Annotated in this window: 14 protein-coding genes; 8 read left to right on the top strand and 6 right to left on the bottom strand. The window is 47.6% G+C overall.

Going from position 1 to position 17,631, the window contains the following annotated elements:
- Nucleotides 1-23: 23 nt before the first annotated feature.
- The 3 genes from ACNFVB_RS08180 to tolQ all read right to left on the bottom strand — a co-directional run bounded on the left by ACNFVB_RS08180 (nucleotide 24) and on the right by tolQ (nucleotide 2,304).
- On the bottom strand, nucleotides 24-1,022 hold the full coding sequence (locus ACNFVB_RS08180; protein ID WP_430737154.1) for a cell envelope integrity protein TolA: 999 nt from the start codon (nucleotides 1,020-1,022) through the stop codon (nucleotides 24-26).
- A 78-nt stretch (nucleotides 1,023-1,100) separates the two neighbouring features.
- Nucleotides 1,101-1,559 (bottom strand): protein TolR, encoded by a 459-nt coding sequence (tolR, locus tag ACNFVB_RS08175; RefSeq protein ID WP_288999550.1) that lies wholly within the window; start codon nucleotides 1,557-1,559, stop codon nucleotides 1,101-1,103.
- 4 nt (nucleotides 1,560-1,563) lie between these two features.
- Nucleotides 1,564-2,304 (bottom strand): protein TolQ, encoded by a 741-nt coding sequence (gene tolQ, locus ACNFVB_RS08170; RefSeq protein ID WP_105246049.1) that lies wholly within the window; start codon nucleotides 2,302-2,304, stop codon nucleotides 1,564-1,566.
- Nucleotides 2,305-2,671: 367 nt separating this feature from the next.
- Between tolQ and ACNFVB_RS08165 the strand changes: the two genes are divergently transcribed.
- From ACNFVB_RS08165 to ACNFVB_RS08155, 3 genes are all read left to right on the top strand, one after another.
- Nucleotides 2,672-3,967: an NCS2 family permease gene (locus ACNFVB_RS08165; protein WP_430737153.1), complete on the top strand. Its 1,296-nt coding sequence runs from the start codon at nucleotides 2,672-2,674 to the stop codon at nucleotides 3,965-3,967.
- A gap of 763 nt (nucleotides 3,968-4,730) precedes the next feature.
- Nucleotides 4,731-7,955, top strand: a complete 3,225-nt coding sequence (putA, locus tag ACNFVB_RS08160; protein ID WP_430737152.1) for a bifunctional proline dehydrogenase/L-glutamate gamma-semialdehyde dehydrogenase PutA — start codon at nucleotides 4,731-4,733, stop codon at nucleotides 7,953-7,955.
- A gap of 11 nt (nucleotides 7,956-7,966) precedes the next feature.
- A complete protein-coding gene (locus ACNFVB_RS08155) occupies nucleotides 7,967-8,659 on the top strand; it encodes a 1-pyrroline-5-carboxylate dehydrogenase (RefSeq protein ID WP_430737151.1) in 693 nt (230 codons plus the stop codon).
- A gap of 178 nt (nucleotides 8,660-8,837) precedes the next feature.
- Here the strand turns inward: ACNFVB_RS08155 and ACNFVB_RS08150 are convergent, their stop codons facing one another.
- Nucleotides 8,838-10,010: a JmjC domain-containing protein gene (locus ACNFVB_RS08150; RefSeq protein ID WP_430737150.1), complete on the bottom strand. Its 1,173-nt coding sequence runs from the start codon at nucleotides 10,008-10,010 to the stop codon at nucleotides 8,838-8,840.
- A 133-nt stretch (nucleotides 10,011-10,143) separates the two neighbouring features.
- On the opposite strand from ACNFVB_RS08150, the gene ACNFVB_RS08145 reads away from it, so the two are divergent.
- Complete coding sequence (locus ACNFVB_RS08145; protein WP_100749484.1) at nucleotides 10,144-10,338, top strand: NF038104 family lipoprotein; 195 nt, start codon at nucleotides 10,144-10,146, stop codon at nucleotides 10,336-10,338.
- A gap of 164 nt (nucleotides 10,339-10,502) precedes the next feature.
- Here the strand turns inward: ACNFVB_RS08145 and purB are convergent, their stop codons facing one another.
- On the bottom strand, nucleotides 10,503-11,894 hold the full coding sequence (gene purB, locus ACNFVB_RS08140) for an adenylosuccinate lyase (RefSeq protein ID WP_430737149.1): 1,392 nt from the start codon (nucleotides 11,892-11,894) through the stop codon (nucleotides 10,503-10,505).
- Between the two features lie 284 nt (nucleotides 11,895-12,178).
- Nucleotides 12,179-13,420: a tRNA 2-thiouridine(34) synthase MnmA gene (gene mnmA, locus ACNFVB_RS08135; protein WP_430737148.1), complete on the bottom strand. Its 1,242-nt coding sequence runs from the start codon at nucleotides 13,418-13,420 to the stop codon at nucleotides 12,179-12,181.
- 152 nt (nucleotides 13,421-13,572) lie between these two features.
- Here mnmA and ispF point away from each other — a divergent pair, with 152 nt between their 5' ends.
- From ispF to mnmG, 4 genes are all read left to right on the top strand, one after another.
- Entirely contained in the window at nucleotides 13,573-14,070 is a 498-nt protein-coding gene (gene ispF / locus ACNFVB_RS08130) for a 2-C-methyl-D-erythritol 2,4-cyclodiphosphate synthase (RefSeq protein ID WP_430737147.1), read from the top strand.
- 258 nt (nucleotides 14,071-14,328) lie between these two features.
- Nucleotides 14,329-14,679 (top strand): Grx4 family monothiol glutaredoxin, encoded by a 351-nt coding sequence (gene grxD / locus ACNFVB_RS08125; protein WP_075102413.1) that lies wholly within the window; start codon nucleotides 14,329-14,331, stop codon nucleotides 14,677-14,679.
- Nucleotides 14,680-14,862: 183 nt separating this feature from the next.
- Nucleotides 14,863-15,390, top strand: a complete 528-nt coding sequence (locus tag ACNFVB_RS08120) for a hypothetical protein (protein ID WP_105246033.1) — start codon at nucleotides 14,863-14,865, stop codon at nucleotides 15,388-15,390.
- Between the two features lie 277 nt (nucleotides 15,391-15,667).
- On the top strand, nucleotides 15,668-17,563 hold the full coding sequence (gene mnmG / locus ACNFVB_RS08115; RefSeq protein WP_430737146.1) for a tRNA uridine-5-carboxymethylaminomethyl(34) synthesis enzyme MnmG: 1,896 nt from the start codon (nucleotides 15,668-15,670) through the stop codon (nucleotides 17,561-17,563).
- Nucleotides 17,564-17,631: the final 68 nt, after the last annotated feature.

Here is a 17,631-nt window from a genome sequence, read left to right as displayed (position 1 = left end):
CCTCAAATACTTTTTACCTTAATCTATTGAACCATAACGTTGATAGTTAAAGCCGCAAAGCTGGCAGGGTTAGTCAAATCAATAGGTAGGGGGCTTGCGGCAAAAGCGGCTTTTTCGGCAGCATCATTAACAGCGCTATTAGCGCCAGTAGCTTTGGCGGATAATACGTTACCTTGATTATCTAATCTTAAAGCTACTTTAGCAGTAATACCTTGGGTTTCAAGCGGTGCTTTTAAATTTCTCTGAATTTCAGCGGCTATGCTGTTCTTAAAATCATCCGCAGAAGCCGAAGCGCTACTACGGGTAATAGCAGGCTTGCTATCAGCCGTTGATTGACCTTCTGATAAGTCAAAGGTTTTACCTGCGCTACCAGAACCACCAGTATCAATTTTTAGGTTTCGGCCGGTAGGCGTAGGACGAGTAATCTTGGGTGGGTTGTTTTGTTTCTGATGAAACTCATCCAGCCGTCTTTGTTCCTCTATCAGCTGCTTTTTTTTATATTGTTCAACTGCTTCGTGTTCTTCTAATACGGCTTCATCAAGCTTGGCTGCCCACTCTGCCATACGGCGTTCATATTCTTGATTTTGCTCAAGCAGACGTTGGTGCTGCGTCTCACTCATGAGAATTGATGCACTCGCAGGATCGTTAGAGCGTGTGAATACAGGTGCGCGCTGCGCATTCGGTTGGTCAATGCTTTGGCTGGTAGAGACGCTATCAAATGTCTGAGGGGGCAAGGTGCTGGATATGCCGTTTGTACTACTGTCGGTTTGCATGGCCTCTGCAGCGGCAGCTCGGTTGGCCAATATCTGTCCTTGCATCTCAGCGAGCTGCTCTGGCGAGACCATGACCGTCTCGATACTACCTGCTGTCTCTACATCGGTGTGTTGATACGCGTATATCAAGATACCCAGCACCAGCCCATGTGCGAGCAAGCTCAGCAGCATAGGTAAGGTCAGCCCGTTGCCTTCAGGCTCGGTGGGCACATAAACGACAGGGGCATTATGCATGGTGTGATTACTCATGAGCGTGGTATATCAGATTGTTTGCTATGGTTTGCTGTATCATTGCTTGGCACTGTATTAGCACAGATAGCGAGACAATCACAGCGATGGGGTCGGTAAAGGCGCACCAGTGAGTAGTCCGACTTTTTCGATCCCTGCTTGTTGTAGGCTGGCCATCAATGTCATGATAGCGCCATACTGATTGTTTTGATCGGCATTGATCATCACTTGTACCGGTGGCTTGCCAGTATTGCTGTTTTGTGTTTGAAGATTGGACAGCGTATTGATCAGCTCAGGCTCACTAATCGGCATGTCAATGTTGTTTTCATAGCTGATAAATAGCTCGCCGCTCGCCGTCAAAGACACAATGACTGGTAGCTGACTTTGGCTCATGGTGTTGGTCTGCTCTTTGGGCAGATCCACGTCGACACCAGTGATGAGCAGCGGCGCGGTCACCATAAATATCACCAGTAGTACCAGCATGACGTCGATATAAGGAACGACATTCATCTCTGCATTTAGGGGTTTTTTTTCACGGCGATAGGGGCTTTGTCTCATATACTTAGCGTCCTTGCACCTGACTGGCACTCGATGGTGCCTCTGAGCTTGGGTTGTTTTCGCGGTTTGTGCTGCGCTCAGCGCTGGTCTCACGCTGGAGCATACCAGTCATTTCATCACAAAACAGCGCGCGCGACTCATACAGACGGCCAGACTTGGCGGTGAAATGGTTGTAGGCCAGTACAGCAGGAATCGCAGCAAATAGACCCATAGCAGTGGCGATCAGTGCTTCAGCAATCCCAGGAGCGACCGCAGCGAGGGTGGCTTGTTCAGTTTGTGATAGCCCCAAAAACGCATTCATAATGCCCCAAACCGTCCCAAACAGTCCAATATAAGGCGCCACTGAGCCAATACTGGCAAGCGTGGTCAGTCCTGACTCTAGTAATAACTGCTGACGACCCAATCCGACACGTAGCTTGCGCTCCACACCATCGATGATGTCGTCTTTGGGTTGGCGTTTTTTATGCATTCTTAAATATTCAGAAAACCCAACATAAAAAATCTGCTCAAGCCCTTGCCGATCAGGGGAGCCTTGTACGCCTTGATAGAGCTTGGCCAAGTCTTCACCCGACCAAAACCACGTCTCAAATTGTTGGTCGAAGTTTTTGGCAGTACCCAGCCGTGCACTCATACGAAAAATAATTACCCAGCTAAGTAGCGAGGCCAATAACAACAACGCCATGACGATTTGTACCAGCAAACTGGCTTGGGTAATAAGGTCGATAATGTTTAATGATTCAGGCATGTATTTGACTCATGAGTGATGAATAACAACTGGTAAGACAAGTCCTAGTGTAGTGTACTGTGAAATGAAAAAAAGGTCATTTATTAAAGTGTTAAACGGTAAATAAAACCGGTAAAAATGATACGTTGTTATTTTCGATTGATTTGGTGACTTATCACATGAGCTAAACCACAAAACAGTCATAAATAAAGCGAAAACAGCTGTTTGCACCCATCAGGCACGGGTAATGATTGAATTTGTACGCCAATTTCTCTAAAATGTTGCACTTTGTTACCGCTGCCTTTTTGATAATGACGTCGCAATCTATTTGCTGACGTCATATTTATTTTAAATAAGGCCATACCTTAGCAAGCTGGGCGCGACACTTATGAATGCAATTGAACGCTATTTTGGGATCAACGGTGAAAACACCACGGTCAAAACGGAAATCCTCGCTGGTATAACCACCTTTTTGACGATGGCTTATATCATCTTTGTCAACCCCAACGTATTGGCAGGGGCTGGTATGGACAAAGGGGCGGTGTTTGTTGCTACCTGTTTGGCAGCGGCATTAGGCTGCTTTATCATGGGTATCTATGCCCGATTGCCTGTGGCATTGGCTCCTGGTATGGGCTTAAACGCCTTTTTTACCTATGGCGTCGTTTTAGGGATGGGCTATGCGTGGGAAACCGCGTTAGGCGCTGTTTTCTTATCAGGTTGTTTGTTTATTCTCTTAAGCCTATTTAAGATTCGCGAGTGGATCATCAATGCCATTCCAGCCAGCCTCAAGCAAGGCATCGTGGCGGGTATTGGTGCGTTTTTGGCCTTTATTGCCTTACAAAGCTCAGGCATCATCGTTGGCCGTGATGCGACACTAGTGATGCTAGGCGATATGACCGCGTTTGCACCGATGATGGCGGCGCTGGGCTTTTTTATTATTATCGGCTTGGTCTACAAAAAAGTCCCAGGCGCGGTGACGATTGGTATTTTGGCGATTACTCTGATCAGTTTGTTTACAGGGCATACACAGTTTACAGGCATCATGTCGACGCCGCCATCTGTCGCACCAACCTTTATGAAACTCGATATCGCAGGTGCCTTTGATATCGGTATGATCAGTGTGATTTTTGCTTTCTTGTTTGTCGATTTGTTTGATACTGCAGGCAGTCTAGTGGGTATCGCCAACAAGGCAGGTCTGATCGATAAAGACGGTAATATCCCTAACATGGACAAGGCGCTGCTTGCTGACTCAACAGCGACGGTCGCAGGCGCTATGCTAGGTACATCATCGACGACCAGTTATATCGAGAGCGCCTCAGGTGTGGCCTCAGGTGGCCGTACAGGTCTGATGGCAGTGACCGTGGGCGTGATGTTTGTGCTGAGTATTTTCTTTGCACCCCTTGCTGGGATGATTCCTGCATATGCGACTGCTGGCGCAATTTTTTATGTCTCGGTATTGATGTTGTTTACGCTAAAAGACATCAACTGGGAAGACTTAACCGAAGCGGCACCAGTGGCGGTAGTCCTGCTACTCACACCGCTGACGTACTCTATCGCTGATGGTATCGCGCTTGGGTTTATCACCTTTACTGCTGTCAAGCTGATGACGGGTAAGTTTTCAGAGATTAGCATCCCTGTATGGGTGTTGACGGCTATTTTGCTTGCCAAGCTGGTACTGCTATAAGTATTTGGCGTTATCAATACGTTTGATACAAATACGCTTAACTTGATATAACGGCTCAATATTGCGTTGTCATCCGTAAAAACCCTCTTTATCTGATATGGATAAAAAGGGTTTTTTTATGTGGGCGCAGTAGAGGGTTTTTAGGGTGCAGGTTTTAGCAAGTGGCGCGTCCAAGTATTTGATTAAAAAAACAATTAACACACAATAGTAAACACAAAAATATAACTCAGGCGTCATGATGGCAAATGTACTAGTAACTGATTGTTTTTTAGTAAGATATTAATTGTCAAAAATACGCGATATCGTTAGTTGGAAAATTTTTTTCATGATATTATAGCGACGTTAAGCGCATCACCTCAATCAACGCCGTAGAGGTTTTTCTTACAGTGAATTTGCATTATCTTAGATGACAGGGATTCGCCATATTTGACACGTCGATGTTTGATATCGCTATCGCAAAACCTGCTCATCGCACTCCTTTCACTACTAACAAGAAGAAGGCACTAATGCCGCTTAACTTTTCGTTGTTGCCTTTGTATTGTTAACGTAGCCCGTTTAACACTCGAACGACCTACTTAACCGTTTCCAGCCTATGCTGGATTTTCTCGTTTTGTGATGGCGCCGTTTGGTCTTTTGATTATCGCTGCATGCATATATTGTGATTGCTATTTATTTAACCGCTGTCATTAGCGGTGATACCAGACGATCAGACTTCCTAAAGCCCCATTTATGATGGTTTTTAAACGATAGTTATGGAGTTGTTATGAACCCAGTAGACCAGTTTACCCCGCAAGAGCCGATTTTATTTAAGCCTGTCGATCTGCTAGCGCCAGAGTATATTACCCAGTCGTCAAAAGCACTATACGCGTGTATTTCACCCTTATATTGTGTGGATGAAGAGCGCTGGTTGTCAGAGCTGTTGCCACTTGCTAAGCCCAGCGACAAAGAGCGTGACGACGCTGCTAAGCAAACACGCCAGCTGGTCGAACATGTACGCAATGATGGCAAAGCCGTCAAAATGGTGGACTCATTATTGCTTGAGTATAGCCTTGATACCCAAGAAGGTATCTTGCTGATGAGCTTGGCTGAAGCCTTGATTCGCGTACCAGACAATTATACGGCTGATGCTTTGATCCATGACAAGATGAGCGTGGCTGACTGGAAAAAACACATCAAAAATGACAATGGTTTTATGGTCAATGCTTCGACATGGGGCATGATGATGACCGGCCGCGTCGTGAGTATCGATAGCAGCACCACGGCCACAGGGTTTTTGGATCGTATGACCAAAAAGATGGGCGAGCCGGTGATTCGTAGTGCCATGCAAAAAGCCATGCGCATCATGGGGCATCAGTTTGTATTGGGGGAAACCATCGAGGGCGCCAATAAAAACAGTCAGCCGTATCGCAATAAAGGCTATACCTATTCATTTGATATGCTGGGTGAGGCGGCCATCACGCATAAAGATGCTGAAAAGTACTTTAATGATTATCTGCACGCCATCAAAGCCACCGCAGATATCAAAGTGGCTGAGGGCATGCCAAAACCGTCAGTATCTATCAAGCTGTCGGCGCTGCATCCGCGCTATGAGGCCACGCAAGAAGCGCAAGTGATGGGACTGCTGCGCCAGCGCTGTTTGCTACTGATCGAAGCGGCGCGCGCTGTCAATGTCGATATCAGTATCGATGCCGAAGAAGCGGATCGCCTTGAGATTTCGCTAAAACTGTTTGAGTCTTTGTATCGTGACAATTTGACTGCCGGCTGGGATGGCTTAGGGTTAGTGGTGCAGGGCTACTCAAAGCGCGCGATTGCGGTTTTGGCATGGCTGGCGCAGTTAGCGGCAGAAATGGGTGATCGCATTCCAGTACGTTTGGTCAAAGGCGCGTACTGGGATACGGAGATCAAATTGGCTCAGCAAAAAGGGCTGGCAGGTTATCCTGTCTGGACACGAAAAGAAGGCACCGACACAGCCTATCTGGCGTGCGCGCGCTTCTTGTTATCAGATCATCTGCGCGGGCTGATTTGGCCGCAGTTTGCGACGCACAATGCGCATACGCTAGCATCAGTCATGACCATGAGTGCGCATCGAGACTTTGAGTTTCAGCGTCTACACGGCATGGGCGATGCACTTTATGATCATATCTTGCAGGCCTATCAGATTCCGGTGCGTATCTATGCGCCAGTCGGTGCTCATAAAGACTTGCTACCATACTTGGTACGTCGTTTGCTCGAAAACGGTGCCAACAGCTCGTTTGTCCATCAGCTACTAGACAAGTCTTATCCGATTGATAAGCTGACCGTGCACCCTTTTGATAAGCTGCTGGCCAACGCAACATTGCACAATCCAGAGATTCCCTTGCCATTAGATATCTATGGCGAGCGCCGCGCCAGCTTTGGCCCCAATATCTTTGTAGAGTCGCAGTGGCTACCGTTTAAAGCGGCGATTGATAGTCACTTGCACAAAACATGGTCAGCGACTTCTATCATCAATGGCGCGGCGATTGATGAATATAAAGTGGATGGTCAAGTCAACAAGCTTGAAGCGCACACAGTACGCGCGCCTTGGAATCACGACGTGATCGCTGGTGAAGTGGTTTATGCCAATGCTGATCTGGCACAACAAGCGACCCTAGCGGCCGTGGCAGGACAAGCAGCATGGCAAGCGCAGTCAGCGGCCAAGCGCGCAGCCATACTACGTAAGATTGCTGATTTGTATGAAGAAAACTACGCTGAGCTCATGGCACTGTGCCAAGTAGAAGCGGGCAAAACCATGCAAGACAGTATCGATGAGATCAAAGAGGCGGTCGATTTTTGCCGTTTTTATGCGGATGAAGCAGAGCGCCTAGATGAGGTGGTGCACGAGTTTACAGACTTGTCTGGTAAGCCTGCACGTCAAGTGTATAAAGCGCGCGGTACCTTTGTTTGTATCAGTCCTTGGAACTTTCCGCTGGCCATCTATACCGGTCAAATCGTGGCGGCGCTGGCCGCAGGCAATACCGTAGTCGCTAAACCTGCTGAGCAGACCAGCCTGATTGCGCATTTTGGTGCACAACTGATGTATCAAGCAGGGGTGCCGGTAGAAGCGTTGCAGTTGGTAATAGGCGCAGGTGAGGTAGGCGGTGCATTGACGGCCGCTGACAATATCGCAGGTGTGATATTTACAGGCTCTACCCAGACCGCCCAGCGTATCAACCAAAGCTTAAACAGTCATGCACAAAGCAGTGGTGAGCTACCAATACTAATCGCCGAAACAGGCGGACAAAATGCGATGATCGTCGACTCAACCGCCTTGCCTGAGCAAGTGGTCAAAGACGCTGTGCTATCTGCCTTTGGCTCAGCGGGTCAGCGCTGCTCAGCATGCCGTATCTTGTGTGTACAAGAAGAGATGGCTGATGATTTGATTGAGCTGCTGCAAGGCAATATGGCGGAGCTGTCGGTCGGCAATCCGCTGTACGCCGCCACAGATGTCGGTCCGGTAATCGATGCCGATGCCAAAAATGGCCTAGAAGCGCATATCGAGCGCATGCGTGCTGAGCCAACCGCGACGATCTTAGCACAGACGCCCATGAGTGTCAGCTCGGTCGTCAGTCAAGAAAAGTCGACCTTTGTCTTGCCGACAGCGATAGAAGTAAAAAGCATTGATGTGATAGGCGGCGAGCACTTCGGTCCTATCTTGCACGTTTTGCGTTATCAAGCACGTGATCTAAACAAGCTGATCGATGCCATCAATAACACCGGCTTTGGTCTGACATTGGGTATTCATAGCCGTATCGAAAACACCGCCGAGCATATCGAGCGCCGCGTGCTGGTGGGTAATACGTATATCAACCGCAACCAAATCGGCGCGGTGGTCAACGTCCAGCCATTTGGTGGCTGTGGCCTCTCAGGTACTGGCCCCAAAGCGGGTGGCCCGCATTATGTGGCGCGCCTGATGAAATTAGATAGCGACAATCAACCTTCAACATCCACGCAATCAGCAATCGCATAAGGAGTAGCAAGATGGCGACTGAATTTAAAAAAAATCATGCCCAAGTTTGTGAGTCTTGGCGATTACTTGGCGCGGTCAATCGCGCCGCTTATCTGCAAGCAGCCATTCCTCGGTTGGCCTTGCTGACGGGCGATGCCAATAAAGCTAAGCGCTTATTCAACCATTTGTTGAGCGCTGCGCCAAGCTTAGATGAAGTACACCGTATGACAGGCGCGACAGGAGAGTCCAATGATCTGTACATGACGGCTCGTGGTAAAACCATGGTCATCGGTAGTGAGTCAGCGCGTACGATGGCAGTGCTTGGTCAGCTAATCGCCGCCCTGCTGACGGGTAACGAAGTGATACTACACTGCCCAAGTCAGGCGGAGATGTGCGATGAAGCGGCAAAAGTGCTTTATGAGATAGGAGTAAGCGATGATGTCTTAAGCGTCGCCAACGACTCACAAACCATCACACTGTTATACATCGATCGCCTCGCGCAGGTCGCAGTGGCAGGCAGTAATAGTGAAGTGCAGGCCGTTAGCCAAGAGCTGGCCAACACCGATGGTATCTTGACGCAAGTCATTAGTGTGACCGATATGGACGGCATGTCAGAGATGCTCACGCCTGACTATCTGCATCGGTTTGTCACTGAGCGCGTCAAAACCATCAATACCACAGCGATTGGTGGTAATGCCAGTTTGCTTGAGCTTGGTACCGACTAGGGTTGTTTCTTGCATCGCGGCTTAGGTCATATAGATAGATGATGCTGAGCGGTGAGTGCGCAGGATAAAACCAACAGTAATAATAAAAACCGATATCTGAAAGCTCAGGTATCGGTTTTTTTATTGAGGACAGACTGAGATGGCCTATACAAGATAACTTGTACAAAAAAATGAGCAGTTAATCAGCATAATCAAGCCAAACCCAGCCGTTCTCCAGCCAATCCATTAAGTCATCGGGATCGATGTCTGCAACATCATCCGCCTGCAAAGCTTCGCCATCTGCCAAGCGCTGCAATGTCTGTTTGGCAATAGTATCTAGACCATCTAGGCGTTGACCATTAGCGTACAGGATGAGTTCACCGGCATGTTTATGATAGAGCAGCCGATTGCTGTAATCTGCTTGCAGCACTGCGCCCTCTGATAAGGCCTGTATCAGCTCATCTGTGTCCAGCGTCTCCTCTGGTACGAGCGCATCATATTGGCGTTTGCTGACGACCTCAGATACTGCCTGACGAATGATATCGTCACCACGCTCAGACTGTAGCATGTGCAAGAGCTGCTCTTTGATCGCACTGATACTCTCTGATTGCAATGCGCCAGATGCCTGTAGTGCTTGCGGCAATAGCAGCGGAATAAACAAATCGCTATCGTTGGTGGCGATATCCGCTAAGCTATCGATAATTTGCATCAAATTTGGACGACGGCAGCCAAAAGAAAAAGTCAGACAATCATCTTGCGCCACGCCGAAATGCGAGAGTTTGGGCGGCACATAAAGCACGTCACCCGCTTCTAATATCTCATCAAAGATAATGTCGCCCATATCATCAAACAGTCTTATCGGCTCATCTGCCACAAACTCCGTATTCTTATCACAGTATTTACCTAGCTGCCAGCGGCGTGAGCCATAGCCTTGCGCCAAAAACACATCATAGTCATCATAGTGCTTGCCGACCGAGCCGCCTTTAGGTGCGTAAGAGACCATAATGTCATCACGCTGCCACTGCGGAATATAGTCAAACGCTTGCCACAATTGCCCAAGCTCAGGCGACCATTGCTCAAGGTTTTGCACAAGGACTGTCCACTGCGCTGGCAGGTTGTCAAAGTCGGTTTCGCTTAAGGGGCTTTTTTTGAGTTGCCACTGCGGCTCATCGACTGGCTTAGTTGCCGCTTGAGTGAGCAGGCGGGCAGAGGCCTCTTCTTCAAGCGCTAGGCCGAGCATATCTTCTGGCTCAAACATACCGATTAGTTGCGGCAGACCTTGCTTGATCAGCAATGGCTTTTTTTGCCAATACTCGTTTAAGAATTGCTCAGGGGTCATATTATCAGGTAAACAAAGGGGTATAGCGCTCATTGGTAAATCCATATAAAAATTAGGAAAAATTAATAGTCAGGATGACTTTATAGGAGAGTTTTAATCGTTTATGATGACTTTTCGATAGCTTAATACAAAGACTATCGGCTTATCTTAAAATTATAGGAAGTTTATGAAAAAGTTGCATTTCATCGTCATTATCGCCAGCGTATTTGTCCTACAAGCTTGTGTCCATAAAATTGTCACTGTACCTGCCAAAGTTGCTTATAAAACCACCAAAGGCGTAGTCAAAGGCACGGTCGCGGTCGGCAAGGCTATCATACCAGGCGACAGTGATGACGATGATGATAAAAAGGATAAAAAATAAAACCTTACTTATCACCTATGAGTTTTTAAGATCATCATAGCATGCAAAGTAAGGTTGTTTTTTTATGGACTTAGGCGAATGTATAGCAAGTTTGAACAAATAGAGATGAGGCAATTGTGCCTTATCTCTATTGCTTTAAGGTATTCAATTCACCTTAGCAAACTTTAAAGCTTTGCTATCCAGTCTTGAATAGCGCGTGCTTGCTCAGCAGCGTTACCCGTATAAGTAGCTGGCGTCAGCTCGCGCAGGCTTGCTTTGTCGCTATCTGAGACAGCAGCCAACTCATCGCTCTCTACAAAGGTTAGCATGGCTTCGCGAGTCATGGCATTACCGCGAGTCAAGGCTTTGAGCTTCTCGTATGGGTTTTCGACACGGTAACGGCGCATGACCGTTTGGATCGGCTCGGCAAGTACCTCTTGCGCTTGCTTCAAGTCATCATTTAAACGCTGAGGATTGACTTCTAATTTGCCTACACCTTTTAGGCACGCATCATAAGCAATCATGCTTTGCGCCAGGCCGACACCGATATTACGCAGTACTGTAGAATCTGACAAATCACGCTGCATACGCGAGATAGGCAGCTTTTCGCCTAAGTGCGCTAACATGGCATTGGCCACGCCCAAATTGCCTTCTGAGTTTTCAAAGTCAATCGGGTTGACCTTGTGCGGCATGGTAGATGAACCGACTTCGCCGTCTTTTAGGCGCTGCTTAAAATAGCCTAAGCTAATATATTGCCAAATGTCACGGTTAAAATCGATTAATATAGTATTAAAACGTTTGACCACATCAAACAATTCAGCGATATAGTCATGCGGCTCGATCTGAGTGGTATAAGGGTTAAACGTCAGCTCTAAGCTCTGATTGATAAACTGCTCCGCATGGCTCTGCCAATCTACATCAGGATAGGCTGATAGGTGAGCATTGTAGTTACCGACTGCGCCATTGATTTTACCGAGTAGCTCGACTTGCTCAGCTTGCTTGATTTGACGAGCTAAGCGATAAGCGACATTGGCCATCTCTTTACCTAGCGTCGTTGGGCTAGCAGTTTGACCGTGGGTGCGTGACAGCATAGGCTGATCAGCGTGAGTAATCGCCAAGTCAACGATGCTATCGGTCACTTGCTGCATTTTTGCAACAACAAGCTCGCGGCTGTCTTTGAGCATAAGCGCATAAGACAAATTGTTAATATCTTCACTGGTACAAGCAAAATGGATAAACTCCAAGCTGTCTTCTAGCTGCTGATTGCCGCGAAACTTATCTTTGATAAAGTACTCAACCGCTTTGACGTCGTGATTAGTCGTCGCCTCAATATCTTTAATCGCCTGCGCGTCACTTTCACTAAAATCATCAACGATACTATTCAAAAAGGCATGGGTATCTGCATCAAACGCTGATAATTCACCGATGGCATCATTATCTGCTAACGACTGTAACCAGCGGATCTCAACGGTGACACGCGCTTTAATAAGACCAAACTCAGAAAGATAAGGACGTAAGCTGTCAGCTTTTGAAGCATAACGGCCATCGATTGGGGAGAGAGCGGTAAGTGGGGTCATGGTATCGCCTTTGAATGAACAGAAAGTGAATGACTGCTTACGACAGCAGTAAATTTTGGTGGCGCAATTATAGCAAAAACTGATGCAAAAAAGGGAGTGTCAGCGATATTTCCCACGAATTAATAGTACGTCAAAGACAGATATCAACGTCAATAGATTTGGGAGAAATTGAATAGAGAGAGGAGTCAAAAACGATTGAGGATCATAATCCAAACGCGAATGGACGACATGACAAGCGGAGCAGTAACGGTTACTACTGCTGCTTGTCAAAAATTAAACCCTATCTAAAAACCGCATGGCGCATCAATAGATTCAATCACGCCGCCGCCTAAGCATACCTCGTCGATATAAAATACCGCTGACTGACCAGGGGTGACAGCGCGCTGCGGCTCATCAAATACCACTCGAACCTCACTGCCATCAGCATTGGTCGTAAACACGCGGCAAGCTTGATCGGGTTGACGATAGCGTGTCTTTGCCATACAGCTTAAACCTTCGCTAGTAAAAACAGCTTTTGGTGCAAGACCATCGACCCAATCCATTTTATAAGCTTGCAGCTCATTACTCATCAGCATAGGATGCTCGTGACCTTGACCGACAATTAGCTGGTTTTTCTCTAAATCTTTAGCAAGGACAAACCAAGGCTCCTCAGGACGATCTTTTACACCGCCGATACCGATACCGCCGCGCTGACCTAAGGTGTAGTACATCAGCCCATCATGCTGACCGATAACATGTCCATCGTCAGTGATGATATCGCCTTTTTGGGCAGGCAAGTACTGCTGCAAAAAGTCCTTAAAGCGGCGCTCACCAATGAAGCAAATACCGGTTGAGTCTTTTTTCTTCGCGGTCACTAAATCATGCTCTTCTGCGATGCGGCGTACTTCAGGCTTCTCTAACTCTCCGACTGGGAATAAAGTCTTGGCTATCTTGTCGCCGCCAACGGCATGTAAGAAGTAGCTTTGGTCCTTGTTGTTATCAAGGCCGCGCAATAGCTGCGCTACCTCCATACCCGCGCTATTTTTATAATTTACGCTGCGGCGCGTGTAATGACCGGTAGCGATATAATCAGCGCCAAGACCAAATTTTGGATCAGAGGCATGGTCTAGAAATGCTTTAAATTTGATCTCTTTATTGCACAAAATATCGGGGTTAGGCGTGCGTCCGGCTTTATATTCAGCCAAAAAATGCTCAAACACACGGTCCCAGTATTCCATCGCAAAGTTGGCAGTGTGCAATTTGATACCGATTTTGTCACAGACCGCTTGCGCATCTGCAAGATCGTCCATAGCCGTGCAGTACTCAGTGCCATCGTCCTCTTCCCAGTTTTTCATAAACAGACCTTCAACGATAAAGCCTGCTTGCTGCAGAAGTACGGCTGATACCGAAGAGTCCACACCGCCTGACATACCAACGATGACCCGCTTCGTGTTTGGGCTATCGATGTCGGCCAAGTTTAGAGGGCGATGGTGAGTGATCGTAGTAGCTTGACTGGATAAATTTTGCGTGGCTGATGTAACTGGCATAACGGAGCGCTCAACAATTTGTGATAACATAGGCGCTATATTATAGCATTGAATTAAAAATCAATGCTTATCAAGCTAATTTCTAGTTTTAAAAATAGCTTAGATGCTGTCATAAAAGTTTCGCTTATGTTGAATAAAATTTTGGATGAACAATGATAAAAATTGGTCAAGGTATTGACGTTCATGCTTTTCATAACAATGGTGAACAGCAACAATATGTCATATTAGCTGGCGTGCCGATTGAGCACACCCATAGCTTGCTTGCGCACTCTGACGGTGATGTGGTGCTACACGCACTTGCTGATGCTCTGCTTGGCGCTCTGGCGATGGGTGATATCGGTCAGCATTTTCCCGATACTGATAGCGCGCATGCTGGCTTAGACTCGCGAGTGTTACTGCGCTATGTGTATAGGAAAATAGTCGACGCCGGCTACAAGGTTGGTAATGCTGATATTACCGTGATGTGTGAGCGCCCTAAGCTTGCTCCCCATAATCAGGCGATGCGAACCAACATCGCCAGTGATTTGCAAACTGATGTCAGTAACATCAGTGTCAAAGCCACGACCACAGAAAAACTGGGTTTTACCGGCCGTCAAGAGGGCATCATGGCCAGTGCCGTGGTATTATTGCTCGCTGCTGAGCCTCGGTAGCGTGGCTGTGATGGGTGTGATGACGGGTGATACAATGATGAGAGATATAATATTGGCACTTCTTTTATGAGGACTGACAATGTTTAGGCGATGGATCAAACGCTAGCAAGCCATGCTTGTAATATACGGACCATCGCCCCATGTATCAGCCATAGCCTTTATTTCTTTGTTTATCTATTTGTTTATCGAATGAATAATTGGCAATATCGTTACCCCACATACCTTTTTAATAAACCGCTTTATCAATAGGAGCCTTTTATGAGTGAGCAAACCCCAAACACTGCTGCAAACGATGTCGAACAACTGATTCGTGATCAGATCCGTGACAACAAAGTCCTTATCTATATGAAAGGTACGCCACAATTTCCGCAGTGTGGCTTTTCTGCACGTTCGATCGAAGTCTTGACGCAAATCGGCCGTCCATTTGCCTTTGTGAATATTTTAGAAAACCCAGAGATTCGTGCGACCTTGCCTAAGATTGCCAACTGGCCTACGTTTCCGCAGTTATGGATCAATGGCGAGCTGATGGGCGGCTCAGATATTATTTTAGAGATGTATCAATCAGGTGAGCTTAAGCCATTGGTTGAAGCCAACAGCCCTGCAGCGTAATATCTGTATGAAGATGTGGCCGCTAAGGTCTCTGTAACGGCGCAACATCTGTCCAAGACCCGAGTCTGCCTACGCACGGCTCGGGTTTTTTGTGGGCGTGATGCGGCATTTTGCATTGTTTTTAGCGGTTTTGACCCCATATAGGGCTTAGGATAAACGCCATTTTAATAATAAGAGATACTTATGAATCATCCTGAAAAAAGCACCGCACCGCAAAATGAGCAAGCCGCTATTGAAAAACGCCGCGAGCATTTAAAAGCTGAGTCGCAGCGTCTGATCGATATGGCGAATAATGAGCCACACTCGGCACTTAAGTGTATCCATCAGCTCAGTGTGGCAGGCGGCGCCACTGAAGCGACTTATATCGCTATTGAGCAGCGTATCGTGGCCGATCAAGACGCAGCAGGTGCTTATCACTTGGCCTTGTTGGCACAAAACACGCCTGATTTGCCCATCGATGCGCGCCAGCTGATTGAGTTGGTCGTCAATAAAGGCGACAATACGCAGCGTTTGGCCTTACTCAAAAATCTGCCGTTACCGCCTGTCGATCATATCAAAGAGACTATCTTGGCCAGCAACGATGGTGAGGCGATTGGACAAATGAACGCGTATTTGCAAATCAATCCAGAAGGCTATGGCAGTCGCCATATGCTTGGCAGTAGTCAAAAAGATCGTATCGTGCCACTAAGCCCTGGCAATAGCATAGAGTAATGGCATTTATACGGCTTTATGAGTAAGTAAGCGGTAATTATTTACTTTGGCTTCCTCAGTTATTTGCTATAAATAGTTTTTGTTTGAGCATTTTTTACACATCAAAAAATTGTTATAATAGTGGGTCATCTACTCCCTGATCAGCGGCTTATCTGAGCCGTTGTCTCTTTTTATTTTTTCTTCGATTTTAATTCGACTGACGTTTGTGGGCTGGGCGTTTGCTACGTGACAAAAAAGTAGTGAGCGAGGGCCGCGTTATGAGTCAAGTGAGGCATACATGCAATACCCAAAACATTACGACGTGATAGTGATCGGTGGTGGTCATGCTGGCACAGAAGCTGCGCTGGCAGCCGCACGTATGGGCGCGCAGACCTTGCTACTCACTCATAATATTGAGACGCTCGGACAAATGAGCTGTAACCCCGCGATTGGCGGTATTGGCAAGTCGCATCTAGTACGTGAGATAGATGCGTTAGGTGGTGCGATGGCATTGGCAACCGACAAGGCGGGTATCCAGTTTCGGGTGTTAAATAGCCGTAAGGGTGCTGCTGTACGTGCCACGCGCGCACAAGCGGATCGTATCTTGTACAAAGCTGCCATTCGTCATACGCTTGAGAACCAGCCCAATCTTGACTTATTTCAACAAGCGGCCGATGATATCTTAGTAGAAAATGGCCGTGCGACAGCGGTGGTTACTTCGACAGGTATTGTTTTCAAGACAGAAACAGTCGTTCTGACGTCAGGGACGTTTTTGGGCGGTGTCATTCATATCGGACTTGAAAACGCAAAAGGTGGCCGCGCAGGAGACCAGCCTTCTATCAAGCTGGCTGACCGCTTGCGTGAGCTCAAACTGCCAGTCGGCCGCCTAAAGACAGGCACGCCTGCGCGTATCGATGCGCGTACGGTGGATTTTAGCGTCATGACGGTACAGCCGGGTGATACACCGCTACCCGTAATGAGCTATATGGGTGATGTCTCTATGCATCCTGAGCAAGTCAATTGCTACATCACCCACACAAATGCGCGTACCCATGACATCATCCGCGAAAACCTTGATCGCTCGCCGATGTTTTCTGGCAAAATCGAAGGCGTAGGCCCGCGTTATTGCCCGTCTATCGAAGACAAAATTCATCGTTTTGCGGATAAAGACAGTCATCAAATCTTCATCGAGCCTGAAGGCCTGACCACACATGAGTTGTATCCAAATGGTATCTCAACCAGCTTGCCCTTTGATGTGCAGTTAGACTTTATTCATAGTATGAAAGGGCTTGAGAATGCACACATCACCCGTCCAGGGTATGCCATCGAATACGACTACTTCAATCCACAAAGCCTAAAGCCCACGCTTGAGACCAAATCCATTGATCGCTTGTACTTTGCAGGGCAAATCAACGGTACCACAGGTTATGAAGAAGCGGGCGTGCAGGGGCTGCTGGCTGGTACTAACGCGGCACTCGTCACCACCAATAATAGCGAGTTTGATACGTGGACACCGCGCCGTGACGAGGCATATTTGGGCGTACTTGTCGACGATCTCATCACCCACGGTACCAAAGAGCCGTATCGTATGTTTACCAGCCGTGCTGAATATCGTTTGCTCTTGCGTGAGGACAATGCCGATCAGCGCTTGACCGAGACGGGCCGCAAGCTCGGTTTGGTTGATGACGCTCGCTGGCAAGCATATCAAGACAAAATGGATGCCATCGCCACCGAATCTGCTCGTCTAAAAGACATGTGGGCCACGCCTGCCAATGCCCTTGGAAAAAAACTTACTGAGCAAACCGGTGAGGTCTTATCCAAAGAAGCCACGGCGTTTGACTTACTAAAACGTCCGCAGATTCACTTTGCGGATATTGCTGCGATGACTGACTCGCAAGTCGATGAGCAAGTAGGCGAGCAGATAGAAATCTCGGTCAAGTACGCCGGCTATATCGACCGTCAATCCGAAGAGATTGAGCAAATGAAGCGTTTGGAGAGTACGGCATTACCGATGGATTTTGATTATAGTGTGGTCTCAGGCTTATCAAATGAGATCGTACAAAAGCTATCGCAAGTACGGCCTGCGACGCTGGGTCAAGCTGGTCGCATCAGCGGCGTGACGCCGGCGGCGGTTCAGCTGCTGGCTATGACGGTCAAAAAACAAAAAAAAGCACAGGCGACGCTTAGCGTTTGATGATGGCACAGATTTGTCATTCAATATAAGACAGCAAGAGGCTCGCCTAACACCCATAATGATTTGTC

The organism is Psychrobacter sp. VH5, assembly GCF_050572635.1.
Lineage (GTDB): Bacteria > Pseudomonadota > Gammaproteobacteria > Pseudomonadales > Moraxellaceae > Psychrobacter > Psychrobacter celer.
Note: the sequence above shows the minus strand (reverse complement) of the source record. Positions and strands in the feature narration are given on the sequence as shown.